This window comes from Mesorhizobium sp. M0048 (assembly GCF_040323405.1).
GTDB lineage: Bacteria > Pseudomonadota > Alphaproteobacteria > Rhizobiales > Rhizobiaceae > Mesorhizobium.
Genome location: NZ_JAMYUV010000034.1, coordinates 1 through 25,199, shown reverse-complemented (window position 1 = coordinate 25,199; position 25,199 = coordinate 1). Strand labels below are relative to the sequence as shown.

The window sequence follows — 25,199 nt, the reverse complement described above, 5'->3', positions numbered from 1 at the left end:
AAAACTGGATTTTGGGTCTGGGCAGCAAACGATGGGCCGACATATCGCAGGGATCATTCTGGCCGGCGGCCGGTCGAGCCGGATGGGCGGCGGCGACAAGACGCTGCTTGCGCTTGGCGACGGTACCCTGCTCGACCGTGTCGTTTCGCGCCTTGGCCCGCAGGTCGGTCCGCTTGCGCTAAACGCCAATGGCGATCCGACACGGTTTGCCGCGACGGGGCTTCCGGTGCTTGCCGACACCGTCAAAGGTTATGCCGGGCCGCTTGCCGGGATACTGACCGGCCTCGAATGGGCTTCCGACACGACCTGCCAGGGGCTGGTCACGGCTGCCGGCGATACGCCTTTCCTGCCCAGGGATATGGTCGAGCGGCTGCTCGCGGCAGCCGACGAACGCCCCGGCTCGATTGCGGTCGCCTGTTCCGGCGGCAAACGGCATCCGACCTTTGCACTCTGGCCGCTAGGGTTAGATCAGGTCTTGCGACAATTTCTCGTCGAGGAAGACAACCGGCGCGTTGCGGCGTTCATCGACCGGCACGGTTTTGTCGAGGTGGAATTTCCTATCCTGAAATCCGGCGGGGCCGAGATCGATCCGTTCTTCAACATCAACACTCCCGACGACCTTGCCCAGGCCGTGCATCTGTTGCAGAGCATCGAGCCATGAAAAGACGTATTTTCGGCATCACCGGCTGGAAGAACTCCGGCAAGACGACATTGACCGAAAAGCTGGTGGCCGAACTCGTCCGGCGCGGCTGGAAAGTGTCGACGGTAAAACACGCCCATCATGATTTCGACATCGACAAACCCGGAGCGGACAGCTTTCGCCACCGGCAGGCGGGAGCGATGGAGGTCGCGGTCGTGTCGGGCAGGCGCTGGGCGCTGATGCACGAATTGCGCGGCGAGGACGAGCCGACGCTAGACGCGATCCTGTCACGGCTGGCACCGTGCGACATCGTGTTGGTCGAGGGTTACAAGCGCGAAGCGCACAAGAAACTCGAGACGAGACGGCTCGAGGCCAAGGACCGGACACCGCTCTCGGCAGGCGATCCACACATTGTCGCCATCGCCTCCGACTTCCCCATTGTCGGCGAAGACCTGCCGGCCTTCGATCTCGACGACACGAATTCGATAGCTGACTTCATCGAGCGCGCCACAAGCCTGTCGCGCTGAAAATGCGGCAGAAGACAGTTTCCGCCCACTTGCTTTCCAATTTAGGCGTCTGACCCGGCGTCATCGCTTTCTGAACATGACCTTCCCTCAAGCGACGGTTTTGCAGTTGCTTTTTCTTGGGAAAGAATGGGAGTATCGCATCAGCGGGCGGTCAAAAGCACCGCCCACAGAGCCGTTCGGGAACGACGGCCGGGACCAACAGAGAGGACCATTATGCGTATTGCACTGCGTATCGCGCTTGCCGCTTCGGCTGCGCTGCTGACGCTTGGCGTTGCCCAGGCCCAGGAAAAGACCTTGAGGATCGGCACCGAGGGAGCCTATCCCCCATTCAACAATCTGACAGCCGACGGCCAGCTCGTAGGCTTCGATATCGACATTGCCAAGGCGCTCTGCGACGAGATGAAGGTGAAGTGCACCTTTGTCGCGCAGGACTGGGACGGCATCATTCCCGCCCTTCAGGCAGGCAAGTTCGACGCCATCGTCGCGTCGATGTCGATCACGCCGGAACGCGCCGAGAAGGTCGACTTCACCCACAAATATTACAATACGCCGCCGGCGATTGCCGCCCCCAAGGACACTGACATCAAGGGTGTAACCAAGGAAGATTTGGCCGGCAAGACGATCGGCGTGCAGGCGTCCACCACGCATTTCAACTATTCGACCAAGACTTATACCGACAGCACCGTCAAGCCGTACCCGACCGCACAGGAATACCAGCTCGATCTGGCCAATGGCCGGCTCGATGCCGCCAATGACGACATCGTCGTGCTGCAGCAATGGCTGGATTCGCCGGACGGCGCCTGCTGCAAGCTGGTCGGCACAATCAAGCCGGTCATCGAAATCCACGGTCCGGGCGCCGGCATTGCCGTGCGCAAGGGCGAGACCGACCTGGTCAACCAGTTCAATGCGGCAATCGACGCCATCCGAGCAAACGGAAAGTACAAGGAAATCAACGACAAATACTTCAAATATGACGTTTATGGCGGCGAGTCCTGATCGACCGACATACGAGGACTTGAACGGCGGGAGATTCCCGCCGTTCTTATAAGGATGCCGCGCACGAGGGGTGACGCGGCACGGGTCTCAAAGAGCCTCAAGGAGAACAGGCAGGCGGATGCAGAGCGCACTGACGCTTCTCAGTTGGGGACCCGAAGGCTGGCTCGACGACATCGCCGCGGGTGTGTTTGTCACAGTATGTCTTGCGCTGGCCACTCTGCCCTTCGGGCTGACGCTCGGCTTTTTCGTGGCGCTGGCCAAACAGTCGGAAGAGCCGTCGCTGAGACTGGCCGGGAACATCTACACCACGATTTTTCGCGGAATACCCGAGCTGCTCACGCTGTTTCTGATCTTCTTCGGCATCCCATTGATCCTGCAGTACATTGTCCGCCTAGTGAGCCCTGGAACGTCCGCCGACGTCAACAGTTTCGTCGCCGGCATGATCGCGCTCTGCTTCATTTTCTCCTCTTATTCCAGCGAGGTGTTTTTATCCGCCTTCCGCGCCATTCCAAAAGGGCAATATGAGGGAGGCTATTCGGTTGGCCTGTCCAGCGGCCAGACGATGCGGCTGATCGTGCTGCCGCAGTTGATCCGCATCGCATTACCCGGACTTGCCAATCTCTGGCTTATCCTGCTCAAGGACACCGCGCTCGTCTCGGCCGTTGGCCTCAACGAGATCCTCAGGCAGAGCGGGGTTGCCGCGCGCGTCACCAAGCATGCCTTCCTGTTTTACGGTTTTGCCGGCCTGATCTATCTCCTGCTGGCGATCGTCTCCTCCTTCGGCATCAATGCGATCGAACGAGCGGTCGGCGGCAGCGAGGTCAAGAGATGAGCCTGGCCACCGACACGCTGAAGGTCGACCGGCCGCCGCCGCCCGCACGCGGCTGGTCGCGTCAACGCATCCTCGGCCATGTCCTGGTCGGCCTGTGGATCGCTCTCGGCATTGGCATGGTCGTCTACCTGGTCGCTGCGTGGAACCCGGAGTTCTTCCAGAAATATGCACCCGGCTACATATCCGGCCTCGGCATCACCCTGTTGCTGGTTGCCATCTCGATTGTGCTTGGCGCGATCCTGTCGGTGCCGATCGCCTATGCACGCATGTCGAAGAACCCGATCCTTTCGGGGTTCGCCTATGCCTATGTCTATTTCTTTCGCGGCACGCCGCTGTTGGCGCAGACCTTCCTGGTCTACTATGGGGTCGGCTCCTTCCGGCCGGAGCTCGAGATGGTCGGACTGTGGGGCTTCTTCCGCGAAGCGTTCAACTGCGCGATCTTCGCCTTTTCGCTGAATACGGCCGCGTACCAGGCCGAGATTTTGCGTGGCGCAATCGAGAGCGTGCCGAGGGGCCAGTGGGAAGGTGCCGCCTCGCTCGGCCTGCACAAACTGCAGACGATGTGGAAGATCATCCTGCCGCAGGCGCTGATCGTCGCGTTGCGCCCGTATGGCAACGAGATCATCCTGATGATCAAGGGCTCGGCAATCGTCGCCATCATCACGGTCTACGATTTGATGGGCATCACCCGGCTCACCTATGCGCGCACCTTCGACTTTCAGTCGTACATCTGGGCGGCGATCATCTATCTGATCATCGTGGAAACATTGCGCCACGGCGTCGAGTGGATCGAACGGCGCATCACCATCCATCTGCACCGCTGACTCCCATCGCCTTGCCTGATCCGGTAAGAAGACCGCAAAGCAGGCTACTAAGGGATTCGAAAACATGGCTTCGGTGGCATTTCTTGGTCTTGGCGTCATGGGCTATTCGATGGCCGGACATCTCAAGAACAAGGGCGGTCACGACGTCACCGTCTACAACCGCACCAGGGCCAAGGCCGAGCAGTGGGTTGCCCAGCATGGTGGCAGCTTCGCCGCGACACCAGCCGAGGCGGCCGCGGGCAAGGACTTCGTCTTTTCCTGCGTCGGCAATGACGACGATCTGCGCTCGGTGACGACCGGTGCCGAAGGCGCCTTCAATTCCGTGAAGAAAGGCGCCATCTTCATCGACAACACCACGGCATCGGCGGAGGTCGCGCGCGAACTGGCGCAGCAGTCGCAAGCGCTCGGGTTTGCGTTCCTCGACGCCCCGGTCTCCGGCGGCCAGGCAGGCGCCGAGAACGGCATGCTGACCGTGATGGTCGGCGGCGAGCCCGACGCCTTCGACAGGGCCAAGCCAGTCATAGATGCTTATGCCCGCATGGTCGGATTGATGGGACCGGCCGGGGCTGGCCAGCTCACCAAGATGATCAACCAGATCTGCATCGCCGGCCTCGTTCAGGGCCTGGCCGAGGGCATCCATTTCGGCAAGAAGGCAGGGCTCGACATCGAAAAGGTCATCGAGGTGATTTCCAAGGGTGCGGCCGGTTCCTGGCAGATGGAGAACCGGCACAAGACGATGAATGCCGGCAAATATGATTTCGGCTTCGCCGTCGACTGGATGCGCAAGGATCTTGGCATCTGCCTCGCCGAGGCCGACCGCAACGGCGCCAAACTGCCGGTGACGGCACTTGTCGACCAGTTCTACAAGGACGTGCAGGCGATGGGCGGCAAGCGCTGGGACACGTCCTCGCTGCTGGCGCGGCTGGAGAAATAGGACTTCACCGTGGCCGAGCTTTCGCCTCAATCCAGCGCCGATGAAATCGTTGCTCATCTGCGCTCGATCGCCTCGGAGGAAAATCGGCTTGGCATGCTGCGCTACGGCATCAAGATCGAACGTGCGCTCGGTATCTCGCATGGCGTGCAGCGGCAGATTGCCAAGAAAATCAAGCGCAACCATGAGCGTGCCTTTGAGCTTTGGCAGACAGGCATCATGGAGGCGCAGTTCATCGCTTCCGTGACAGCCGATCCGGAGCGGTTCTCCGCCGCGGATGCAAGACGATGGGCGGCGACTTTCGACTCGTGGGATATCGTCGACGGGGTCTCCGATCTCTTTGTCGATACGGATTGCTGGAAGGAATTGATCGCCGAATTCGCGGTCGACGAACGGGAATTCGTTCGACGCACGGCTTTTGCGATGATGGCCTGGTCGGTAGTCCACCGGAAGAAGGAACCCAAGACGACCTTCCTCGAATTCCTGTCGATCATCGAAGCGCATGCGACCGACGGCCGCAATTTTGTGAAGAAGGCCGTGAACTGGGCGCTTCGTTCGATCGGCAAGCGATCGATGAATTTGCACGGCCCTGCCCTTGCCGTGGCGCTAAAACTGGCGGCCTCGACAGACAGGACCGCACGCTGGATCGGCAAGGACGCCGTGAAGGAACTTTCCGATGCCAAGACGCTCGAGCGGCTCGCCGCCAGAAAAGCTTGACCTGAGCGAAGTGCGCTTCACGGAGGTGACGCAATCGACGCGCGCCGATTTCGAAAACCTGTTCGAGCAACCCGGCGGGCTGGTGTATGGCTTGGCGCAATCTCGACCGCCGCGAGCATGTCGAGAACGACGAGAAGAAACGCGCGATGATGACGCTGATCGACGCCGGCACGCCGGTCGGCATTGTCGCCCAGATCGATGGCCGGACCGTCGGCTGGTGCTCGATTGCGCCGCGCGAGACCTACCGCAAGCTGTCACGGCAGCAGGACGATAGCGAGATGGGCATCTGGTCGATCGTCTGCTTCTATGTACCGAGAGCGCTGCGCGGCGGCGGGCTGGCAAGCGCATTGCTCGACGCGGCCATCGATCACGCCTTTGCCAAAGGCGCCAGGACGATCGAAGCCTATCCGGTCGACCAGGCGTCGCCGAGCTACAGCTTTATGGGTTTTCGGGACACGTTCGCCGCCCGCGGCTTTCGCGAGATCGGCATGACCGGCTCGCGCCGGCATGTGATGCGGCTTGAACGTTGACCTGTGGGCAGCGGCGGTTTTACTTGATGTCACCGGCAGCAAGGTCAAGGCTCAACAGTGGAGCAGCAATGAGCAACCGTCTCAAATCAGGAGCGATCCTGGCGGCCGCGGTGTTCGTGTCCATTGTGGCAGACAGCGCTTGCGCCGGGACGATGCATATTTTCTGGAAGGATCTGCGCCCGGCGACCCAGGCAGCCGCCGAAAGCGTCGGACTGCCAATGATTGCGGCCAAAATGCCGGATCATGGCGAGACGCTCTCACTCAACTTGCAGGACAAGACCGTGCAGCTCGCGGGCTATGCGCTGCCGGTCGATCGCGACGGTGATCTCGTCTACCAATTCCTGCTGGTGCCGTGGACGGGAGCCTGCAGCCACATGCCGACGCCGCCGCCCAACCAGATCGTCCTCGTCACGCCTGCACACCCTTACAGGATGTCCGAGGCCTACCAGCCGGTTTCGGTGACCGGCGCATTACGGCCGGGCATGGAGAAGAGCCAGCTTTTCATCCTTGACGGCGTCAGCGTCATCCAGTCGGGCTACACCGTGCGCAAGGCCGAGGTGGTCAATGTCGACACCGTGCCGGACACGATCACGCTGCCGGTCAACTCGCCCTGGAGTTTCCTCAACAAAAAGAAGAACTAAACAGAAGAATCTCAGGCGGCGTTCGCGCCGGACTCCTTGTCGAGCATCATGTAATCCAGCGGCATCTCGGTCGTGTATTTGATCTGCTCCATGGCGAAGGAAGACGACACGTCGCGGATCTCGATCTTGGCGATCAGCCGCTTGTAGAAGGCGTCGTAGGCGGCGATATCGGGCACCACGACGCGCAAGAGATAGTCGACGTCGCCGCTCATGCGATAGAATTCGACCACTTCCGGGAATTCCTGGATGACCTCCGAAAAGCGCCGCAGCCATTCATGGCTGTGCGAATTGGTGCGGATCGAGACGAACACCGTGACCCGCACATTGACCTTTTCATGATCGAGGATGGCGACGCGCCGCTTGATGACGCCCTCTTCCTCGAGCTTCTGGATGCGCCGCCAGCACGGCGTCGTCGACAGGCCCACCTTCTTGGCGACGTCGGCGACTGCAAGCGTCGCATCCTCCTGCAGGAGGCGGAGAATTTTTCTATCAAGGCGGTCCATTGGGTGCTCCCCTGATGCAAGTCGTCCAAGTGCGCAGCGGCCTTGGCACAACGACATGCATAAAAACAAGAATTTAACGCGCGTCCCCTCATGCGCGACGCGCTTCGAGGAATGGATTACCATAATCCCTCTTGTTCGAGCCTATTACAAGAAAGAAATTCTGCCGCACAGTACGAAAGCGAGTGATTTCTTGCTGGATGCCTAGCCGAGGCGATAGCGGATTTCCGATCTCAGAAATGGCAGCAAATCCATTTCAAACCATGGATTGCGCTTCAGCCAGCCGGTGTTGCGCCAGGACGGGTGCGGCAGCGGCAGGACTTTCGGGTCGGTCGCCGCCGCCCAGATGGCACGCCAATCCATGACCGTTTCCGTCAGCGAGGGACGGCGCGCCGCGCCCATATGCCAGCTTTGCGCGTAGATGCCGATCGTCAGCACCATATCGACTTGCGGCATCAGCGCCATCAGCGATGTGCGCCATGCCGGCGCACATTCGCGGCGCGGCGGCAGGTCGGCGCCCCTGGCGTCCTGACCGGGAAAGCAAAAGCCCATCGGCACGATGGCGAATTTGTCCGTGTCGTAAAATTCCTCGCTGCCGACGCCCAGCCAGCTTCGCAGCCGGTCGCCGGAGGCGTCGGTGAACGGCATCCCTGTAATGTGAACCTTGGTACCCGGCGCCTGGCTGGCGATCAGGATACGCGCACTCGAAGATGGCCTGAGCACGGGCCGCGGTTGGTGCGGCAGCGGCCTGGCGGCCGGGTTATCGACGCAGATGCGGCAGGCGCGTACCCTCGCCGCCAAGGCTTCCAGCTCTTCGCTCATTCGGAACTCGTTGTCAGGCGGCGGCACTCGGCCGGCTGGAGATTTCCCGATGCCAGCGCAGCACGTTGGTGCACTCTTCGGGTACCTTGATGCGAGCCGGCTTCATGAAGTCGATGGCGACCAGCCCGGTGATGTCGGCGATCGAATAGGCATCGCCGGCGATGAATTCCCTGCCGGCGAGCTCAGTGTCCAGAAATCTCAGGAATTCGATCGCCTTCGGCTTGTTGGCCTCGCCCCATTCGGGGATTTGCGGGATCTCCCATTCCCTCATTGCGGGGTGGATGTGCCGGAACGCCGCGGCGACGCAGCCGAACAGATTGAACTCCACACGTCTTTGCCACATCTCGACGATCGCCTTGCCGAGCGCGCCACGCCCGAACAAAGCCGGCTCGGGGTGCAGTTCCTCGAAGTAACGACAGATTGCGACGGATTCGGTGATGACTGTGCCGTCGTCGAGCTCGAGCACCGGCAGACGCTTCAGCGGATTGCGCGAGCTGACCGGCTGCTCTTTGTGCTCCAGCGCGCCCATGTCGACGGGCATCAGCGGAACCTGAAGTCCCTTTTCGGCCAGAAAAATCCGAACCCGACGTGGATTGGGCGCGCGCCCGCCGTCGAACAGCTTCATCTCTATCCTCCTCGTCCGTCTCGACGAACTATAGGCGACAGCTCACCAGAAGCGAAAAATTTCGCGCAAGGCGTCGCCGATCGACGCCAAGGTACCGTGCTTTCTTTCGACCAGCTCATGGCCGTGGCTCTCGCGCCAGTTCTTCGGCTCGTCGAAAGTTCCGCCCCAGATGCCGGCTTTGCCCGCGCGCGCAGCAGCTTCCTCGGTCTCGAAATCGCCAAAGGCGACCGCCCAGCCGGCCTCGACCTGCGCGCGGTTGAGATCCTTGCCGCCGGCCTTGCAGTCGCCGAGCAGCCTGCCGTAGCGGTCGCGCTGCCAGCCGCTGCAGGAGACGGCTTTGCCGGCGATCAACCGCACCAGGGACTGCCGCGCGAGCTTGCCGCAGGGATAGTCGGCACCGTCCTTGCGGCAGATCTGCGAATATTCCGGCGCATCGATGCCGCGCATGCGGATACGCTCGCCGCCGAGCGTGATGCTATCGCCGTCATTGACGGTGGCCGCGCCCTCCGTCTTGCGCGTCTCGATCCGGTCGAGGCGCGCCGCCAGGAGGATCGCCAGGCCGAGCACGATGAGTGTCAGCCCATAGTCCATTAGTCGGCGCCACAGGCTTCGCGGACGTGGCGCATAGTATCGCTGGCGCGGCCATCGCGACCACGAACGGCTCATATGGCAAACCGTTGGTTAATCATTCGAACGTAGCTTAACGATTTGAAATTGCTGCCCGTGTAAATTGAAGACTTCATGCCCCTGCAACGCTCGACCACGGCGGACAAGTTTATTGTGGACCGCAGGAAACGCCATCGCAACAGCGATGTCGCGCGCGCGGTGCGCAAGACGCGCGACCGTCTTTCGCAGCAAGCCGGAAATCCCGACTTCGACCGCGAGCTGTTGAAGCTCCACGCGCTTTCGATGACCGGCGGCGTGATCGTCCTTCCGCTGCTCGTTCTGGCAACGGCCGCGGCAGGCTTGCTCGCGGGCATCGGCAAGGAGATCGGCGTCTGGGCGCTGTTCACATTCATCTGCTATACCATCGTTGCATTCATGGCCAAACGCGTCACTCAAGCGTCCGAGCTCAACCCGCTGGAAACGCATAGGGATTTCCTGATCGGCCATTTTCTGTGCGGGCTTGGCTGGGCTTGGTTCGCATGGCTCGGCTGCGAAACTTGCCAAATGGATCAGTTCCAGGTCGCCAAGGCGGTGGTGCTGCTGCTCGCCATGTCGGCAACCGCGATCCTGGCATCGTCCCTTCGCGGTGCGCTGTTGGCGACCTTCGCCCTCCCGGTCGCCATCTATGCCTATGCCAGTGCAAAATTATGGATGCCGGTCGAAGTGATCATGGCCGGGTTGCTGATCTCGTCGCTGCCGTTCTTCGCCTATGTGGCGCGCCAGCTCAACCGTTCCTCGCTGATGCTGTTTTCGTTCCGCTCCGAAAAGGATGCGCTGATCGCCGAAGTGGAGACGGCGAAATCGATGTCGGACGAGGCACGGCGGCGGGCGGAAGACGCCAATCTGGCGAAATCGCGTTTCCTGGCCTCGATGAGCCACGAACTACGCACGCCGCTCAACGCCATTCTCGGCTTTTCCGAAGTAATGGCCAACGAGGTGCTCGGCCCGATGAGCAACCCGACATATCGCGACTATGCCCGTGACGTGCACGACTCCGGACAGCATCTGCTCGACCTGATCAACGAAATCCTCGACCTGTCGCGCATCGAAGCGGGCCGTTATCAGCTCAATGAGGAGCCGATGATGCTGCTTTCCGTCGTCGAGGATTGCTGCCACATGATGGAGTTGAAGGCGCGCAACAAGGACATCCGCATCGTCCAGGATTTCGAAAACGCCTTGCCGCGCCTGTTTGCCGACGAACGCGCGGTGCGGCAGATTGTGCTCAACCTCTTGTCCAATGCCATCAAGTTCACCGCGACCGGCGGCGAAATCCGCGTGCGCGTCGGCTGGACGGCGGGCGGCGGGCAATATCTCTCCGTCAAGGACAATGGGCCGGGCATACCGGAAGACGAGATTCCGATCGTGCTCTCGGCCTTCGGCCAGGGCTCGATCGCCATCAAGAGCGCCGAACAGGGTACAGGGCTTGGCCTGCCGATCGTGCAAGGCCTGCTGGCCATGCATGGCGGCGAATTCCAGCTCCATTCCAGGCTGCGCGAAGGGACCGAGGCGATCGCCATCTTCCCGCTGAGCCGGGTGATGGAGGAACTGCCGGCGCTGCCGACCAAGGCGGTTGCTTCACGCCGCCGCTGAATGCTACCCGCCGACCGCGGCTGCCATGCCGGAGCTGGTCAGCGCGGCCGCCTTGACCAGGCCGGCGGCAAGCGCCGCCCCTACCCCCTCCCCTTGACTGACGCCCAGATCGAGCAGCGGGCGAAGGCCGAGGCGCTCGGCGGCCTTGGAATGACCAGGCTCCGGCGACAGGCTTGCGAGCAGACAATGATCGAGCGCGGCGGGGTTGGCGGTATGTAGGACGCCAGCGGCCGCAGTTACCGCAAACCCATCGAGCAGCACCGGGATCTTCTGCATCCGCGCCGCCAGAATGGCGCCGCAGATCGCTGCGAATTCCCGTCCACCGACCCGGCGCAGCGCTTCCAGCGGGTCCTTGAGGCTCGCGCCGTGAAACGCGATCGCGGCATCGACTAGCTCCGCCTTGCACCTTTGCATCGCCGTGTCGGCCCCTGATCCAGGGCCGACCCAGTCGGCGCCGGTGCCGCCGAACAGTGCCGTGCAAAGGGCCGCGGCGACAGTCGAATTGCCAACGCCGAGATCGCCAAGGCAAAGCAGGTCGGTGCCGCCGGCAATCGCCTCCATGCCGAAGGCCATGGTGGCGGCGCAACCGCGCTCGTCCAGTGCCGCATCCTCGGTGATGTCGGCTGTCGGAATGTGCAGAGCCAGATCGAACACCTTCAAGCCGAGATCGTTGGCGATGCAGATCTGGTTGATCGCTGCGCCGCCGGCGGCGCAGAGCTCGACTGCATTTGCCGTAGCGGCGGCGGGGCGCGGCGAAATGCCGTGGCGGGTGACGCCATGATTGCCGGCAAAGATCGCCACCAATGGTCGCGTCACCGCCGGCGGCGCGCGACCGCTCCAGCCGGCGAGCCAGGCGGCGATGTCCTCGATGCGGCCAAGCGAGCCTTCGGGCTTGTCTGCCTTGGCAAACAACTGGCGCACCCGGGTGTTGGCAGCCATATCTGCCGGCGGCAGGCTCACCAGGAGGTCGCGAAAATCGTCGAAGGGCAGTGCGCTGGTCATGTCGATGGCAATCGTCCTTGTGAATTGGTGAGCGGCATAGCCGCCTTGGCGGGCCGACACAACCTCGGCACAACTTCGAGGTATTGACGCGAAAGCACCTGCTGGCGGCGCATCCCGGAGGGCTTGCATTGACTTTGTCGTTGCACCATGTGGAGGCTAGCCAAGGAAATCCTTATGACGGCCATTGAATCCCCGTGCATCCTGGTCTGCTCGATCGATATGAAAACCGGCTTCTGTTTCGGTTGCGGCCGCACGCGCGAGGAAATCGCAGCCTGGATCGACATGACCCCGCAAACCCGCCGCAGCGTCATGGCCGAGCTCCCGGCAAGGCTGGAAACGGTCGAGCGACGCCCCCGCCGGGAAACCCGTCGCAGCCGCATGGCACGCGAACGCGACGCCCTCTCGTGAACCGGCCGCACAGATGAACCGACTGCTGTGGATTCTGATCGTCGCGATCGGGGCAGGTGTACTCCTGCTCATGCTCAACGATTCCGCCGGCAGTACATTCGGCATTGAGAATTACGATTTCAGCCAGTTGATCTGGCTTGGCGCTTTAGCGGCACTCGTCGGCGCCGGCCTGCTCAGATCGGGCAGGCCGTTGGGCACCATGGCCCGCAGCCTCGGCGCCTGGGGCGCCATCGTGCTGGCGCTGATCGCCGGCTATCAGTACCGCTATGAGTTGCAGGATTTCGCCAGCCGCGTCACCGCGGGCCTTGTTCCCGGCAGTCCGCTGGCGCTGGGCGTGGAAGAAGGCCATGCCACCGTCACCCTGGACAAGGCCGGCAGCGGCCATTTCGAAGCGCGCGTCACGATCAACGGCACGCCGATCCTGACGGTTGTCGATACCGGCGCGACCAGCACAGTGCTGACCGCCGAGGACGCTCTGGCGGCCGGGTTCAATTCGGCGGCTCTCCACTTCACCATCCCGATCTCGACCGCCAACGGCATGACGCGCGCAGCGTCGGTGCGAAGCGACGAACTGTCGATCGGCGGCATCGTGCGCAAGGACATGCCCATCATGATCGCCGCACCCGGCACCCTCGGTCAGAGCCTGCTCGGCATGAATTTCATTAGCTCGCTGTCGGGTTTCGACGTGCGCGGCGACCGCATGATCTTGCGGGATTGAGTTTGCTCAGGCCGCCTCTGCGGTCCTGCCGAAATCGACCTCGGCGAAGGCTGACTTCAGCACCTCCGGTCCGGCACCCGGCCGTGTCGCCTCGGTGGAGAGGATCTGCCGGTAGCGGCGTGCACCAGGCAGGCCGTGAAACAGCCCGACCATGTGCCGGGTGACATGCCCGAGCCGTCCACCCTGTTCGATATGGCGTGCTGCATAGTTCGCCATGGCGTCGATCAGCGCGGCAAAGTCGAACAACTCAGCTGTGCTGCCGTAAAACGCGGCATCCATGCCGGTCAGTATCCCTGGCGTGTGATAGGCAGCGCGGCCGAGCATGGCGCCATCGACATGGTCGAGATGCGTCAGCGCTTCTGCGAGAGATTGAATGCCGCCGTTGATGCCGATGAATTTGTTTTGTTTTCTGGCTTTCAGCCGATAGACGCGGTCATAGTCGAGCGGGGGGATGTCACGATTTTCCTTTGGGCTCAGTCCTTCCAGCCAGGCCTTGCGGGCGTGCACCCACAGCGCGTCGGCGCCAGTCGCGAAAACACCATCGGCCAACGCATCGAGTGCCGGTTCCGGATCCTGCTCATCGACGCCGATGCGGCACTTGACGGTAACCGGTATTTTCACCGCCGCCTTCATCGCCGCAACGCAATCTGCGACGAGCACAGGCGCCTTCATCAGGCAGGCTCCGAAGGTGCCCGACTGGACGCGGTCGGACGGGCAGCCGACATTGAGGTTGATTTCATCATAGCCGAAGGCTTCGCCGATGCGCGCCGCCTCGGCCAGCTTTCCCGGATCGGCGCCGCCGAGTTGCAGCGCCACCGGATGTTCGCTGTCGTCGAAGCCAAGCAGCCGCTCGCGTGCGCCGTGGATGACCGCATCGGCCACCACCATCTCGGTGTAGAGCAGCGCCTCGCGCGTCAGCTGGCGATGGAAGAACCGGCAGTGCCGGTCCGTCCAGTCCATCATCGGGGCCACGGCCACTCTATGATGTTGATTTTTCAGCATTTTTTCTTTAACATCAAATCGTTAGAACCTGCCGAGTGCACACGAAAATACGCCAGAATACGACCTTTTTCGCCACGTTTCGATCTCTCAGTGCACACGGAGCGCACACGAAAAAATGGCCACCTACACAAAGCTCTCGTCCGGTTCCTGGCGTGTGCAAGTCCGTCGCAAAGGTCGCTACGTCAGCGAGACCTTCCTGCGCCGAGACGACGCACGCCGCTGGGCGACCGAAACCGAGCGCCAAGTCGATCGCGGTGAGACGCCGACTAAGTCCCGCATAGCGCGCCTTAAGACTTTCGGCGAACTCATCGACCTTCATATCGATGACATGTGCGATGTAGGCAAGTCCCCTCGCCGCTCCAAGGCCGCAGCGCTGGATATGCTCCAAAGACATCTGGGGAAGTGCAGCATCGCGGCCCTCGATCGCGAACGGCTCATTCGTTTTGGTCGTGACCGGGCCGCACAAGGTGCTGGACCGATGACGCTCGGTATAGACATCGGCTTTATAAAACTTGTCCTGTCTCATGCTGCAGCCGTCCACGGCCTACCCGTCAAGGTGGAACCCGTCGATCTCGCGCGTTTGGCACTTAAGCGCCTCGGTCTTGTCGGCAAGGGGTGTGAGCGCGACAGGCGGCCCACCCAGGATGAACTCGATAGGCTAATCGCACACTTCGATTCAAACCCTCTTCAGAAAGCGCCGGTTGGCCGGATCATACGTTTCGCCGTTGCAACCGCGATGCGTCAGGAGGAAATTTGCAAGGCGCGTTGGTCCGATCTGGAGTCTCGCACGCGGATGCTTCTCATCCGCGACCGGAAAGACCCACGCAACAAAAAGGGCAACAATCAGCGCATACCGCTATTTGCGGCAACTGGATACGATGCGTGGGCCATTGTTGAGGAGCAGCGCGCAAAGCGAAGCAATGACGATGATCGAATTTTCCCATTCAATCATAGATCAGTCGGCACCGCCTTCCGTCGAGGATGCGCTGACCTAGGCATCCACGACCTTCATTTTCATGATTTGCGGCACGAAGGAACGAGTCGCCTTTTCGAAGCTGGGTTCACAATTGAGCAGGTAGCGCTGGTCACAGGCCACAAGGATTGGAAGATGTTGCGGCGCTATACGCACCTTAAGCCGGAAATGCTTCACGGTATCCAAGCGTCGAGGGCTGCATAACCGACGCGAGTGCCCGAACCAATCCGCAATCTCCGGCGGCGACGAACGCCCCGTCCACAGGGATGCTACCTTAAGGCACAGCCTCGACGGTCAACATGAGGCGCAAAACTTGACACCTGGGAAGTTCCTTCCCTGCATTGATGACGCGCCTCGGGAAACCAGGCCCCATCACGCAACGAGCGCGGTGCGCTGGCTATGGACCGCTGCAGTTTGCCGGCGTTCAGCCGTGCCCCGGTAGATGGCAACCCATGCTTTGTCTCAATATGGTTTGCGTATCAGTTGCCTTCGTGATGGCCCTCTGCGGCTAGCTTCTGCTTGCTTTTGCGTACTCTGATCTCGATACGACGCCTTTCTGGAGCGTCGCCTGACTGGGCCCCATTCGTGAGGCGATCATCAGGCAGGATTAGCTGGCCGCCTGACATAGGTAGGATGTTCAGGTGATCAAACGCCGGAATCTTTTTCAGAACCGACGCGACGGATATCGCTCGCGCGAGGCCTAACCCGGCATTGTCACCTGGCTCCATTTTGCTGACGCTCTCAGCCCCAGAGAGTACGCGCCCCAGAACGAAGTCCATGTTCGACTGCCTCGACAATCGCTGCTCATCAGTGTGGCCGATGACCTCGACGACGTCGACATCGTATTTTGCAACGATATCGGCAATCTGCTTGGCGATAGCGTCCTCAAGCTTGGCCTTAAAGGCCGGTTTGAGTTCGGCGCTACTGACCTCGAAGGAATAGCCGTTGGCTTCGCTGAGATTGATGATCGGTGGGAGATCTCTAGGCTGCCGTGTCGTTTCGGAGAGTTGCTTTTCGGCTTCCGCCAGCTTCCGTTCGGCTTCGGTCGCACGCTGATCTGCTGACACCAGCTTGCGCACATCGTCGGCTGAGAGATTGTTGTCTCGGACCGCGACTGTGGCTTCCGCCAGCCGAACTGCTTCGTCGGCAGACAGTCCCTTTTGCTCGATATGCTCGATCGCTTTCTTGGCCAGGACCAGCTTTCGCCATTCCTCAACAGGCACTTTGTGCCCAGTGGACCGTTCCATGAACTCGGCAACCTGCGCCAGCAGGTTCTTGTTCTCCTGCTTGAGTTGTCGAACCTCTGCCTCGCTGCGCGATACCCGTTCAAGGGCCGTTTCCAGTTCGGCCTTCTTCTTTGCGACGATAGCGCCTGCGACCAACAGCAGGCAGAAGACGAGCAGGAGCATCGTTTCGGCCATGGTCAGTCCAAGGATCAAACCGCGGGCATAGCCTTTCCTTTCGTAGCTGACCGAAGCTCCGCTCGGTTCGTTCAGCGCCACCATCTCGTCCTCGACTGAGCCTTTTCTACGACCGGTTCGGGGGCCTCGTCCGGATGAGGCCCGGAATCGGTCCCGTTGGCCTGGAAAGTTGCCTCGGCGCCTATTTGCCGACCCTGCGCTGCTACCTCGGAAATGGGGATGAAGATGGATGTCTCGGCCGAAGGTTCACTGGCAGGCACCGGGGCGACAGGAGCGATTTCGTGCGGGACAGGCACACGATCGCGATCGAGGATGCGCAATAGGAGGTTCGTCGTACTGGCGTTTTGTTCTGCCTGCTTCTCAAGCTTCTCCAGGAGAAGCTTCTGATGCGCCGCCATCCTCAAGACGGTATCCGAAAGCTTGTCGGTCCTTTCCCCCTGCTCTTTGGAAAGCGCTTCGGCCCGCTCGGTGAACCTTCCGACGGACGCTGCAAGCACCTTGAGCACCGTGACGACGTCCGTCTTGAGGACCTCGTCCGGAATAACCACCTTGGCGAGCTTCCCGGCAACAATGTCGGCCTGCGCCTCGAACTTCGAGACCGTGCCGGCCATAGAGGCATTCGCCGTGTCGAGCGACGCAGCGACCGTGTCGACCTTTTCAGCAACACCTGAAAACCTGCTTTCGATACGGCCGAAAGTATCATCGAGGCTTTTGGCGATTTTCTCCGAAGTCTCCTGGACGGGCTTTATCGCTTTCGCAGCCATACCCTCGAATGCCTGTCGGACCAGATCGCCGTTCTTTTCCGCCTGTCGGGCTATTTCCTCGAAGCCCTCTTCCAACATCTGATTGCAAACCCGGCGGAAGTCGGCGAACTCACGCGCTACGCTTTCCATCTCGGCGCGCACGCGGCGTGTCATGTCCGCGAGCTCGTGACGGGCAGCCCGTTCCACGTCGGCGGGGTCGCGTCGGACCTGATTGTGGAAGATCCGCAGTGCGATGCCCGTGATGGTCGACGTCACGGCAATGCCGAAATTCCTGACGATTTCGTCGGTCGATGCGTCTGTGCCAAACTGGTAAAGCGAGGTGCCCAAGCTCGAGAGAGTGAACAGGAAGCCCATGTAGTAGAGGTTGTCACCTGTCTGCTCGTCGTGAAGGCGCAACTTCCCGACGTACCAGGAAAACGCGAAGTAGCCGATCATGATGCCGATCGGCACCGTTGACGAGATGGCGGGAGTTATGCCGGCGGTCTTGGTGACGGCGATAAAGACGCACCCACCTACCGTCAGAGCGATATAGAAAACCTGCGGGAAGATCCACGTATCAAGGAAGGATTGTCTAGGGGCGGCCATGGGTTACATCCCTTCCAGCTTTGTAAAGTCGGTGAGATTGCCCCCGTTATCCGAAAACCATTGCGTCCAGAAATTGGCGTGGGCGACGGACAGGAACTTCCTTTCCGGCCTGTTGAAATAGAGAATGGTCACATCGGCGCCGAGAAGATCGGTCCTAAAGCGCGAACTCGCCGGGCTCTTCTTAAAGGCGTTATAGTCGGCGCCCGATTTGTATTGGGAATAGGCGGGCGTGTTCTCCATCATGTCCGAAACGAGGACCAGCCGTTTTGGCACATTGTCGAACATGCCGTGGTCGAACAGGCTGAGTTTCAGTTTCTGGATTCCAGCCATGATCGGCGACTGATCAGCCTGGCTATCCCTAGGCAAATGTTCCGGCAGTTCCTTGAGGGGCTTGTCGAAGGCCTCTTCCCAGATTCTTTGATGCTTTCCGGGATTGCTGGTCCAGACGTCCACCGTTGAGCCGTCTCCCGGATTGCATCGCGCGTATAGTTCTTTCAGATCGCCAGGTACTGCTGTCAGGGTGCCAACCCAAAGATAGCCGCCTTGTTTGATTGAGCCGGCAATCTGCCTGAATTTGTTGGCAAGATCCTCCATGGTGGCCTGCGGGACGGGATCAGAGGTGTCAAAAAGAACAGCAGTGACGCTGTTCGCTCCCGCCTTTGTCGGGCAGCCAGTCTTTGCGTCTGTTTCCACAACGTCCCGGGCCTTTACGTTGAGCCAGACGTAGCCGGAAAACATCGCGAGCGAGGCAAGTCCAAGCAGGATTGCTCCAACAATCGCTCCGACGCCTTTCCCGCGCGAGCTCCCTGCCCTGCGACGGCTTCTAGGCCTGGCCATCGAGCGTCTCCGGATACAGCTTGTCGAGGTCGCGATACTTTTCGATCCCGGACTCGCATTCCTTGCCGACCTGCAGCATCTGATCGTTCAGCGCCTGCTGGGCCGCGGCAATTGATGAAGCTAGATAGGTATCCTTGATCTCACCATCGTTTTGGACAATCGGCTTGGTCTTTTGGAGTTTGAAAGGCTGGGAGAAGTGTTTTGGAGCGGGAGTCTTGCGCGCCCGGATGTTTGCTTCGCGATATTTTGAAAGCAGCTGGTTGCAACTCCTCTCCAGCTGCTCTTGGTGTTCATTGAACAGAGCCAAAAGCCGCCCACGGCTGGAGAGGATTGCAGCGTGTTCTCTCCTGCGGCTGCCCAGCCCCTTCAAAATGTCTTCGACCTTGGCGTTGTGGTCGTCGCGCAATTCGATGAGGCGGTCTATGAGATCGGCTTTGGTATCGGTGTAATCCTGCCGTCTCTCTCGGCGCCTTTTCTCCACGCCGGCATAGCCCGGATATGGATCGAGAACGAACCAGCCGTCAATGAAGGCGATGATCGAGAAGAGCAGACCGACCAGGAATAGCATCCACGATCTCACCTCCTCGAGCCCCAGGGGGTTATGGACCATTCTCTCGACGGCAATGTTGCCAGCGCCGTCGGCAAGCGTTCCGCTGACCTCACGGTAGTGCGCAAGCAGCAAGTTTATGCCGAGTGCAATGGCGGCATAGAGCAGGATGAAGGCGGTCCCGACAAGCTTCCCTCCCCAAGACCGATGGGTCACCCAGCGCACGCAAAAGATGGCGAAAATCAACGCGGACACGATATTCACGAAGGAAAAGGCGAATGCTTCCGTGGCACCACCGAGGAAGCCTTGGTCATTGCCCTTGGCCAAAAACGATCCGTTGAGATACGTCTCGACCAGCAGGAGGAAAATGAGGAGTGCTACCCTGAAAAGATGGGCTGTTCCTTGCTGCAGTCTGGCAACGCGTTCCAGGCGGTGGTTCTTGCGGAAGCTGAAAAGCTCTCTGGTGGCCTCATGAAGGTCGGTTCGCTTGGCGTGAAGGGTATCCAAACCGACCGCTATTTCTCCCTTGAAGTCCGACAGGCTTGAGGTATTGGCCTGCTGAAGGAGGCCGAACTGCTCCTCAAGGCCCAGGTTCGCAACTCGGCCGGAGAAGAGGTGAAGCTGATCTTCCAAGATCTGGTGGGCCGCCTTTTTCTCGTCCTGCACCCTTTCGACGATGGAGTGTTCAACCTCGTCGAGGGTCTTGGACGAGGACGATGGCTGGTCTTTTTCACCATGCGCCGTTCCCTGATCGTCGAGGTCCATGTCCCTGGCAATCTTGTCGACATTGAGACTCGGGAAAATGTCTGCTCCCACCCTATAGTCGTGGTTCGCTTCCATTATCCGATTGCGCAACTTCTCGAGCGCTTCAAACCTCGCAGCCAAGTCTTTACCCCTACGATTGATTCCCGAAAAATACACGCTTGCGGCATGCCTCACGCTTCAGCGCGCGGCCGTCCCGCAATCAGCGTCTGCCATATCCGGCTTCCCCCACCTGGCAGAATGCAAAACCCATTCTGAACGTGCTCGATAGTACATCGACGGGCTGCGTGCAAACTAAGAAGTGGCCCGGCCCCCGAGCGATTCCTTGCAATCAGCCCTGCCGGCCATTGTCTTTCGCGTCCGCGTACTTTGATTAGGCCGCCAGCTATTGCTCCAGTTCGCAAGAATTATTGCCACACATTGTTGACACGATCGATCAGCTCTCTGCCATACAGAAAAGATTCTTAACCCTGGGCAACTGCCAAACCTAGACCAGAGCCAAATTTGATAGCATTCTAGTAATGGGGAGAAGGGCTTGAACAAATCTCGAAATGACTACCGCTCGGGTCAGCGGCGGAAGCGCGATGGGGCGAAGGGGTCACCCTCCTGGAGCCGGGCAAGTGTTATACTGCTGCTCGTCGTTGTGACAGTGGCCGCCGCGGCCGCCTTGTCCGCGCAGTCGGCTTTGCAGCACAGTGACCGAATACCAGACATTGGGGTTTCGAACTTTTTCGGGTCGAACCCGGAGCCGATCGCTGGAGTCGCGTCCGTCATCGATGGCGACACGATCGAGGTCCACGGTCAGCGCATCCGCTTCAACGGCATCGACGCCCCGGAGAGCAAGCAATACTGCAGCAACGCCAAGGGGTTCGATTATCCCTGCGGGCGCCACGCAGCCGAGGCTCTGGACACCTTCCTAGCGGCCTCAAGGCCAGTCTTATGCAAATTCGTGACTTGGGACCGATATCACCGCTTCGTCGGTGATTGCCAGCGCGCGGATGGAGTCAGGGTGGCCGCGTGGATGGTCGAGCACGGTCAGGCTCTGGATTGGCCCCGCTACAGCCACGGAGCATATTCAGCGCAGCAGGCGAAGGCGGAGGCCGCGAAGCTTGGTCTTTGGGTCGGAACGTTTCAGGCGCCCTGGGAATGGCGAGGAGCGCACGCTGGGGATGCGAGGCCGTCGAGCCAGCCGCTCGGCATCATCAGCCGCCGCCAGGTAGCGCAAAGCTTTTCGTGCCAGCCGCGGCGCACATGCTCGCAAATCAGCTCTTGCGATGAAGCCCAATGGTATCTCAACAACTGCCCATGGGGCGGCAAGCTGGATCGCGATGGCGACGGGATTGCTTGCGAGACGCTCTGTTGATGGCGCGGCCGACGGCCCGCGGTCGAACGTTGTAGCGCGCTTCGGTCCAGAAGGCCGCCGCTCACGCGGCGGCTGCTTCGTCGGCGCTGAAACGCGACAGATAGTCAGCGGCGCGCTGCGCGTGCGCGGCGGCAGCGAAGATCGCTCGCTGTCGTCCTTCATCACGGACAGCCAGTGACCGACATAGGCGGCATGGTCGTCGCGATCCTCGAAGTGCAGCCCCAGGTCGGCGCACAGGAAACGCGGCGCCGAGCTCGTCGACCAGCTCCTCGCGGACATAGCCGCCATCTCCGAAAGGCGCTTTAAACTACGAATCTGGGGGTCAGGAGTTCGAATCTCTTCGGGCGCGCCATTCCATCCGATTGATTTTCCTTAGCTTTTTTACCTATCGGCCGAGTCGGCACCGGCTTGATTCCGGAATTCAGCCGGTTTTTCAGCCGGTTTTGGAAGAACGGACATTCGTTCGAACCATATCGCAGCCTGGCGAATGGGTGGCGCTCCCGTTTTCCTATTGGCCAAGAGTCTGCTCGATCAGATTCGCACGAACCGGGCAGGGGTTCGTCGCGACTACCAGGTGTGGGCTTAGGGCGGCGGGTGTTGATGTCCCTGCTACCTGACGCAAAAACCTAGGGAATGACAATCCGAAAAAAGGCAACCCGTCTTCAGCTGCCGCCGATTGTTGCAGGCGAATGGCGTGGTGAGATCGTGGGCTCAGCCAATATCAGTTTTGGCCAGGTCGTCCAGCCAGGCCCGCCCCGCCAATCGATCGAGTTCACCTATGTGATACTACCCGCCTTGCTGATTATGCCGAATGCAGCATTCAGATGGCCTGGCGTCGTCATGATCATGGCCCCGACTCCCATGAAGACAGAACATCCCGACGCGGGCGCTCTTTTTGAAGCCGATCAGCTAGCGTCGCTGAGCCTCTCCCTTGAAGTCACCAGGGCGCAATTTTCTGACATGCTGCCACGCTTTGAAGCGAAACGATTCAGGGATTTCACTTTGTGGTAGAGGCAAAGGAGGCAGACGGTAGATGGCCGGTGCGAAGCTAGGGCATGGGAACCGCTACGCCTTAAAAAACCTACTGAGGAACTCGCGGGTTGCTACGAGACCGCCGCAAGTGTCTATCAACCGGTCTTGCGGTCGTCAGGCATGGGATCGTCGATCGCCATGGTGTCCTTATCCGCATCGAGCCCGACCAATTCCTCCCCCAATGCAGCGATTACGGCTGCCACGCGATTGCGGACGCGTGGAGGAAGCTGCATCAGCCCCTCGATCAGGCGCCGACCTTCCGCGCTGGCAATAAAGTTGATGCGCTCATCGACTGGCAGGGGGGAAGCGTTAGGGCTGGTCTCGTCATTTCCGGGCAGGCCTTCGAAAAAGCGACTGACGGGAACGCTCAGCGACCTACCGATCTCGTAGAGCATGGATGCGCTCACCCTGTTCCTCGCATTCTCGTATTTCTGAAGCTGCTGGAAGCTTATGCCTATGGATCGTGCAAGCTGAGCTTGCGATACGTCCGACTGGACGCGAACGATCGCGATCTGCTTGCCGTCGTGCCGATCTGCGGGATGCGGGCTATGCTCGGTTTCAGGCTTTGGCCACGCCTGCGTGACGCTGGGGCGCGTTGATTCCACCAACGCCTTTCGCAATTGCATCACTCCCTCATAGAAAATCGGTCGCGGTAGGCTCCCTTCGCGCCAATTTCCAAAGATCCGAATGATAGGCAGCTGCCGAGTGCTTGTAGCGGCCTCGTGCGGTCAGCTCGGCCCTGGCTGCCCGCTGATCCGACCAATATCTTCCAGAACAGAACGAATTTGCGGCCAGGGAAACTCGGCATCGCCTTTCGACGGCTGTCCTTCCCTGAGTATGGCATCAAGCTTCGCCGCCACACCGGCAAGGGAGATAGCCGGCGTTTTCGACAAATCTTCAAGCAACGCCTGTGCCCGATCGGCTGCCTCACTTTCAGCGCGCAACGTGTCGGAATACCCAATCGCCCGGTCGCAGGCATCCCAGCGCGCCTGATGAGCCGCCAAATCGGCCTCGGCCTTTGCGCTGACCGTCGGGTCGACAGAACCGACGCAAAGCACATCGCGAAGTGCCTCATGTGAAGGCGGCGTAGCGGTCCTATCAACTGACAATCGGGGCAAGACTTTGGGAAAGCCGACTTCGTCTACGAGCTTACGCTCCAGACGCTGCTGCTCGCGGCTCAACCGATCGGTCTCTTCATGAGCAGCTTGCCATTCGCGCCACACTTCAACGGCAGCGTCGGTTGTTGCGCGAAATAGTCTCCTGCGGATGACGGAAGGCAAACTCGTGCTATTGTCGGAATCAGCCATGATCCGAGCTCCAAACAGCTTGGGTTGTGGTCAGGCCGAGCGACGTGTTCGAGCACGTCGGTCGGCTGCAAAGCGCGAACCACAAATTACGTACATACCGTACATTACGGACATAGCCATTGTCAAATACGCCCGATCCTGTTGATAACAAAACTGAGCGCTTCGAACTCCGGCTCTCGAGTGACTTGCTTGCTCGCGTTGACGAATGGCGCCGCAATCAGCCCGATCTTCCCACTAGATCGGAGGCGTTCCGCCGACTGGTGGAGGCTGGTCTAGCCTCTAAGTAACTGAGGCCCAGCGCAAGGCTCAGCAAAGATGTGCTGTTCGGTTGATCTTTATCGACTTATATGTCGCAGCCACTCCGCATACCCATTCGATTGTCTGGCGTGCGCCCTTCTGCCCGGCAGCCATAGGGCCGCAAACAGACTAACAGTTTTCGGCCGTGGAAGAGCGGAAGTGGACGTACGCTGTGCTCAAAAGGTGGTCTCGATGTGACCCAAACGAGCCATTCCGGCAGGAAAGCTCTAATGTCTCGAATGTAGTGACTACGACATTGGTTACACCTCGCCGTATCAGCGGTCCATCAAACGTGCGGAAGAAGGGATTTGCTGGTGAGGTCGGTTTCCTTTCAGAACAACCAATACTATGATCGGCTGGGGCAAGGCCGACAATGGATCGCAAGCTTTCCGCGATTTTAGCCGCAGATGTAGTGGGCTATTCGGCCCTGATGGAGCGCGATGAGGCCGGTACATTCGAACGCCTTCGTGCCGGGCGCAAAGAACTGTTCGAACCCGAAATTGCTCGCCACCACGGCCATATCTTCAAGCTGATGGGCGATGGGATGCTGTCCGAATTCGGCAGTGTCGTCGATGCCGTCGAATGTGCAGTGTCGCTGCAGCGCGGCCTGTCCGAACGCAACGCCTCGCTTCCCGAAGCGGAACAGATTCAGGTGCGGATCGGGATCAACCTCGGCGAGGTGATCGTTGACGGCGACGACCGGTATGGCGATGGGGTCAACATCGCGGCCAGACTTCAGCAGATGGCGGAGCCAGGCGGCATCTGCGTCTCGGGAAAAGTGGCCAAGGAGGTCGAGAGGAAGCTGGCGTTCACATTTGAGTCAATGGGCGAACAGAGGGTCAAGAATATCACCGAACCAGTTCGGGCCTATCGCGTACTGCTCAATCCAGCGGCAGCGGGCAAGGCCCTCCATGCTCACCGCCAGCCGCGCGCCTGGCGTTTTCCGGCCGCGGCGGGAATTCTCGTCCTGGCTCTCGGCCTTGCAGCAGCATGGTGGCAGCGATGGGAGAGGCCTGCACAGCCTGCCGTTCCGACCGTCAGCGAGGCAGCCGACGCTCGGCCCTCGCTAGTCGTCCTGCCCTTCGACAATCTCAGCGACGACAAGGAACAAGAATATCTCGCCAACGGCTTCACTGAGGATCTGACGACCGCACTGGCGCGTGTGCCGGGTCTTTTCGTCTTCTCCCCCAACGCGGCCTCCGCTTACAAGGACAAGGACCCGAAGCCGGAGGAGATAGCGGCGGCATTGGGCGTCCGGTACCTGCTGAAAGGCTCGATTCGCCGCGTCGGCGACGACATGCGCATCAATGCGCAGCTGATCGATGGCTCGACTTCCAGAC

Annotated in this window: 26 protein-coding genes and 3 pseudogenes; 16 read left to right on the top strand and 13 right to left on the bottom strand. The window is 60.4% G+C overall.

The features are described from left to right. Nucleotides 1–31 precede the first annotated feature (31 nt). The 9 genes and pseudogenes from mobA (at nucleotide 32) to NKJ84_RS23260 (ending at nucleotide 6,638) form a co-directional block, all read left to right on the top strand. A complete protein-coding gene (gene mobA, locus NKJ84_RS23300; protein WP_352508419.1) occupies nucleotides 32–661 on the top strand; it encodes a molybdenum cofactor guanylyltransferase MobA in 630 nt (209 codons plus the stop codon). Continuing rightward, the gene (mobB, locus tag NKJ84_RS23295) at nucleotides 658–1,167 is read left to right on the top strand and encodes a molybdopterin-guanine dinucleotide biosynthesis protein B (RefSeq protein ID WP_352508418.1); all 510 of its coding nucleotides are present in this window, start codon (nucleotides 658–660) and stop codon (nucleotides 1,165–1,167) included. Before mobA ends, mobB begins: the two co-directional genes overlap by 4 nt. Before the next feature lie 213 nt (nucleotides 1,168–1,380). Further along, complete coding sequence (locus NKJ84_RS23290; protein ID WP_023717637.1) at nucleotides 1,381–2,163, top strand: ABC transporter substrate-binding protein; 783 nt, start codon at nucleotides 1,381–1,383, stop codon at nucleotides 2,161–2,163. A 118-nt stretch (nucleotides 2,164–2,281) separates the two neighbouring features. After that, nucleotides 2,282–2,995, top strand: coding sequence for an ABC transporter permease (locus NKJ84_RS23285; protein ID WP_023675013.1), 714 nt, complete (start codon nucleotides 2,282–2,284; stop codon nucleotides 2,993–2,995). Then, entirely contained in the window at nucleotides 2,992–3,819 is an 828-nt protein-coding gene (locus NKJ84_RS23280; protein WP_023675012.1) for an ABC transporter permease, read from the top strand. The genes NKJ84_RS23285 and NKJ84_RS23280 overlap by 4 nt, the downstream gene beginning before the upstream one ends. A gap of 61 nt (nucleotides 3,820–3,880) precedes the next feature. After that, nucleotides 3,881–4,753: pseudogene (locus tag NKJ84_RS23275) on the top strand (NAD(P)-dependent oxidoreductase); the annotation flags it as partial. A gap of 9 nt (nucleotides 4,754–4,762) precedes the next feature. Continuing rightward, complete coding sequence (locus NKJ84_RS23270) at nucleotides 4,763–5,467, top strand: DNA alkylation repair protein (protein WP_352508417.1); 705 nt, start codon at nucleotides 4,763–4,765, stop codon at nucleotides 5,465–5,467. Nucleotides 5,468–5,553: 86 nt separating this feature from the next. Beyond that, nucleotides 5,554–5,997, top strand: coding sequence for a GNAT family N-acetyltransferase (locus NKJ84_RS23265; RefSeq protein WP_352508416.1), 444 nt, complete (start codon nucleotides 5,554–5,556; stop codon nucleotides 5,995–5,997). A gap of 68 nt (nucleotides 5,998–6,065) precedes the next feature. Beyond that, nucleotides 6,066–6,638, top strand: a complete 573-nt coding sequence (locus NKJ84_RS23260) for a DUF3299 domain-containing protein (protein ID WP_023675008.1) — start codon at nucleotides 6,066–6,068, stop codon at nucleotides 6,636–6,638. Between the two features lie 11 nt (nucleotides 6,639–6,649). On the opposite strand, the gene NKJ84_RS23255 is transcribed toward NKJ84_RS23260, so the two are convergent. The 4 genes and pseudogenes from NKJ84_RS23255 to NKJ84_RS23240 all read right to left on the bottom strand — a co-directional run bounded on the left by NKJ84_RS23255 (nucleotide 6,650) and on the right by NKJ84_RS23240 (nucleotide 9,251). After that, a complete protein-coding gene (locus tag NKJ84_RS23255) occupies nucleotides 6,650–7,141 on the bottom strand; it encodes an Lrp/AsnC family transcriptional regulator (protein WP_023675006.1) in 492 nt (163 codons plus the stop codon). 201 nt (nucleotides 7,142–7,342) lie between these two features. Then, nucleotides 7,343–7,960 (bottom strand): annotated as a pseudogene (locus tag NKJ84_RS23250) (uracil-DNA glycosylase family protein); the annotation flags it as partial. Nucleotides 7,961–7,973: 13 nt separating this feature from the next. Continuing rightward, on the bottom strand, nucleotides 7,974–8,585 hold the full coding sequence (locus tag NKJ84_RS23245; RefSeq protein ID WP_352508415.1) for a glutathione S-transferase: 612 nt from the start codon (nucleotides 8,583–8,585) through the stop codon (nucleotides 7,974–7,976). A gap of 42 nt (nucleotides 8,586–8,627) precedes the next feature. After that, nucleotides 8,628–9,251, bottom strand: a complete 624-nt coding sequence (locus tag NKJ84_RS23240; protein WP_352508414.1) for a thermonuclease family protein — start codon at nucleotides 9,249–9,251, stop codon at nucleotides 8,628–8,630. Nucleotides 9,252–9,326: 75 nt separating this feature from the next. Here NKJ84_RS23240 and NKJ84_RS23235 point away from each other — a divergent pair, with 75 nt between their 5' ends. Continuing rightward, nucleotides 9,327–10,841, top strand: coding sequence for a sensor histidine kinase (locus NKJ84_RS23235; protein ID WP_352508413.1), 1,515 nt, complete (start codon nucleotides 9,327–9,329; stop codon nucleotides 10,839–10,841). Nucleotides 10,842–10,844: 3 nt separating this feature from the next. Here NKJ84_RS23235 and NKJ84_RS23230 read toward each other — a convergent pair whose 3' ends face one another. Then, entirely contained in the window at nucleotides 10,845–11,843 is a 999-nt protein-coding gene (locus NKJ84_RS23230) for a nicotinate-nucleotide--dimethylbenzimidazole phosphoribosyltransferase (RefSeq protein WP_352508412.1), read from the bottom strand. Nucleotides 11,844–12,017: 174 nt separating this feature from the next. Between NKJ84_RS23230 and NKJ84_RS23225 the strand changes: the two genes are divergently transcribed. Then, nucleotides 12,018–12,251, top strand: a complete 234-nt coding sequence (locus tag NKJ84_RS23225; protein ID WP_031193575.1) for a DUF1289 domain-containing protein — start codon at nucleotides 12,018–12,020, stop codon at nucleotides 12,249–12,251. Between the two features lie 13 nt (nucleotides 12,252–12,264). Next, nucleotides 12,265–12,969, top strand: a complete 705-nt coding sequence (locus NKJ84_RS23220; protein WP_352478885.1) for a TIGR02281 family clan AA aspartic protease — start codon at nucleotides 12,265–12,267, stop codon at nucleotides 12,967–12,969. 6 nt (nucleotides 12,970–12,975) lie between these two features. On the opposite strand, the gene dusA is transcribed toward NKJ84_RS23220, so the two are convergent. Further along, nucleotides 12,976–13,971: a tRNA dihydrouridine(20/20a) synthase DusA gene (gene dusA / locus NKJ84_RS23215; protein ID WP_352508411.1), complete on the bottom strand. Its 996-nt coding sequence runs from the start codon at nucleotides 13,969–13,971 to the stop codon at nucleotides 12,976–12,978. 115 nt (nucleotides 13,972–14,086) lie between these two features. Between dusA and NKJ84_RS23210 the strand changes: the two genes are divergently transcribed. After that, the gene (locus NKJ84_RS23210; protein WP_352508410.1) at nucleotides 14,087–15,148 is read left to right on the top strand and encodes a tyrosine-type recombinase/integrase; all 1,062 of its coding nucleotides are present in this window, start codon (nucleotides 14,087–14,089) and stop codon (nucleotides 15,146–15,148) included. A 275-nt stretch (nucleotides 15,149–15,423) separates the two neighbouring features. Here the strand turns inward: NKJ84_RS23210 and NKJ84_RS23205 are convergent, their stop codons facing one another. Genes NKJ84_RS23205 through NKJ84_RS23190 form a run of 4 tightly spaced genes read right to left on the bottom strand, consistent with a single transcriptional unit; the run spans nucleotide 15,424 to nucleotide 19,983 of the window. After that, complete coding sequence (locus NKJ84_RS23205; protein WP_352508409.1) at nucleotides 15,424–16,446, bottom strand: OmpA family protein; 1,023 nt, start codon at nucleotides 16,444–16,446, stop codon at nucleotides 15,424–15,426. Continuing rightward, complete coding sequence (locus tag NKJ84_RS23200; protein WP_352508408.1) at nucleotides 16,437–17,714, bottom strand: hypothetical protein; 1,278 nt, start codon at nucleotides 17,712–17,714, stop codon at nucleotides 16,437–16,439. The genes NKJ84_RS23205 and NKJ84_RS23200 overlap by 10 nt, the downstream gene beginning before the upstream one ends. A 3-nt stretch (nucleotides 17,715–17,717) precedes the next feature. Continuing rightward, nucleotides 17,718–18,551, bottom strand: a complete 834-nt coding sequence (locus NKJ84_RS23195) for a hypothetical protein (RefSeq protein WP_352508407.1) — start codon at nucleotides 18,549–18,551, stop codon at nucleotides 17,718–17,720. Further along, nucleotides 18,538–19,983, bottom strand: a complete 1,446-nt coding sequence (locus tag NKJ84_RS23190; RefSeq protein ID WP_352508406.1) for a hypothetical protein — start codon at nucleotides 19,981–19,983, stop codon at nucleotides 18,538–18,540. The genes NKJ84_RS23195 and NKJ84_RS23190 overlap by 14 nt, the downstream gene beginning before the upstream one ends. 412 nt (nucleotides 19,984–20,395) lie before the next feature. On the opposite strand from NKJ84_RS23190, the gene NKJ84_RS23185 reads away from it, so the two are divergent. After that, nucleotides 20,396–21,223 carry a thermonuclease family protein gene (locus tag NKJ84_RS23185; RefSeq protein ID WP_352508405.1) on the top strand — a complete coding sequence of 276 codons (828 nt, stop codon included), beginning with the start codon at nucleotides 20,396–20,398 and terminating at the stop codon, nucleotides 21,221–21,223. Between the two features lie 61 nt (nucleotides 21,224–21,284). On the opposite strand, the pseudogene NKJ84_RS23180 reads toward NKJ84_RS23185, so the two are convergent. Further along, nucleotides 21,285–21,518, bottom strand: a pseudogene (locus NKJ84_RS23180) (zincin-like metallopeptidase domain-containing protein); the annotation flags it as partial. Between the two features lie 338 nt (nucleotides 21,519–21,856). Here NKJ84_RS23180 and NKJ84_RS23175 point away from each other — a divergent pair. Next, nucleotides 21,857–22,234 (top strand): hypothetical protein, encoded by a 378-nt coding sequence (locus tag NKJ84_RS23175; RefSeq protein WP_352508404.1) that lies wholly within the window; start codon nucleotides 21,857–21,859, stop codon nucleotides 22,232–22,234. Nucleotides 22,235–22,350: 116 nt separating this feature from the next. Here the strand turns inward: NKJ84_RS23175 and NKJ84_RS23170 are convergent, their stop codons facing one another. Both NKJ84_RS23170 and NKJ84_RS23165 read right to left on the bottom strand, forming a co-directional pair. Next, complete coding sequence (locus NKJ84_RS23170) at nucleotides 22,351–22,875, bottom strand: helix-turn-helix domain-containing protein (RefSeq protein ID WP_352508403.1); 525 nt, start codon at nucleotides 22,873–22,875, stop codon at nucleotides 22,351–22,353. Nucleotides 22,876–22,983: 108 nt separating this feature from the next. Then, nucleotides 22,984–23,562 carry a hypothetical protein gene (locus tag NKJ84_RS23165; protein WP_352508402.1) on the bottom strand — a complete coding sequence of 193 codons (579 nt, stop codon included), beginning with the start codon at nucleotides 23,560–23,562 and terminating at the stop codon, nucleotides 22,984–22,986. Between the two features lie 670 nt (nucleotides 23,563–24,232). Between NKJ84_RS23165 and NKJ84_RS23160 the strand changes: the two genes are divergently transcribed. Further along, the coding region (locus NKJ84_RS23160; protein ID WP_352508401.1) for an adenylate/guanylate cyclase domain-containing protein at nucleotides 24,233–25,199 on the top strand (967 nt) is incomplete at its 3' end.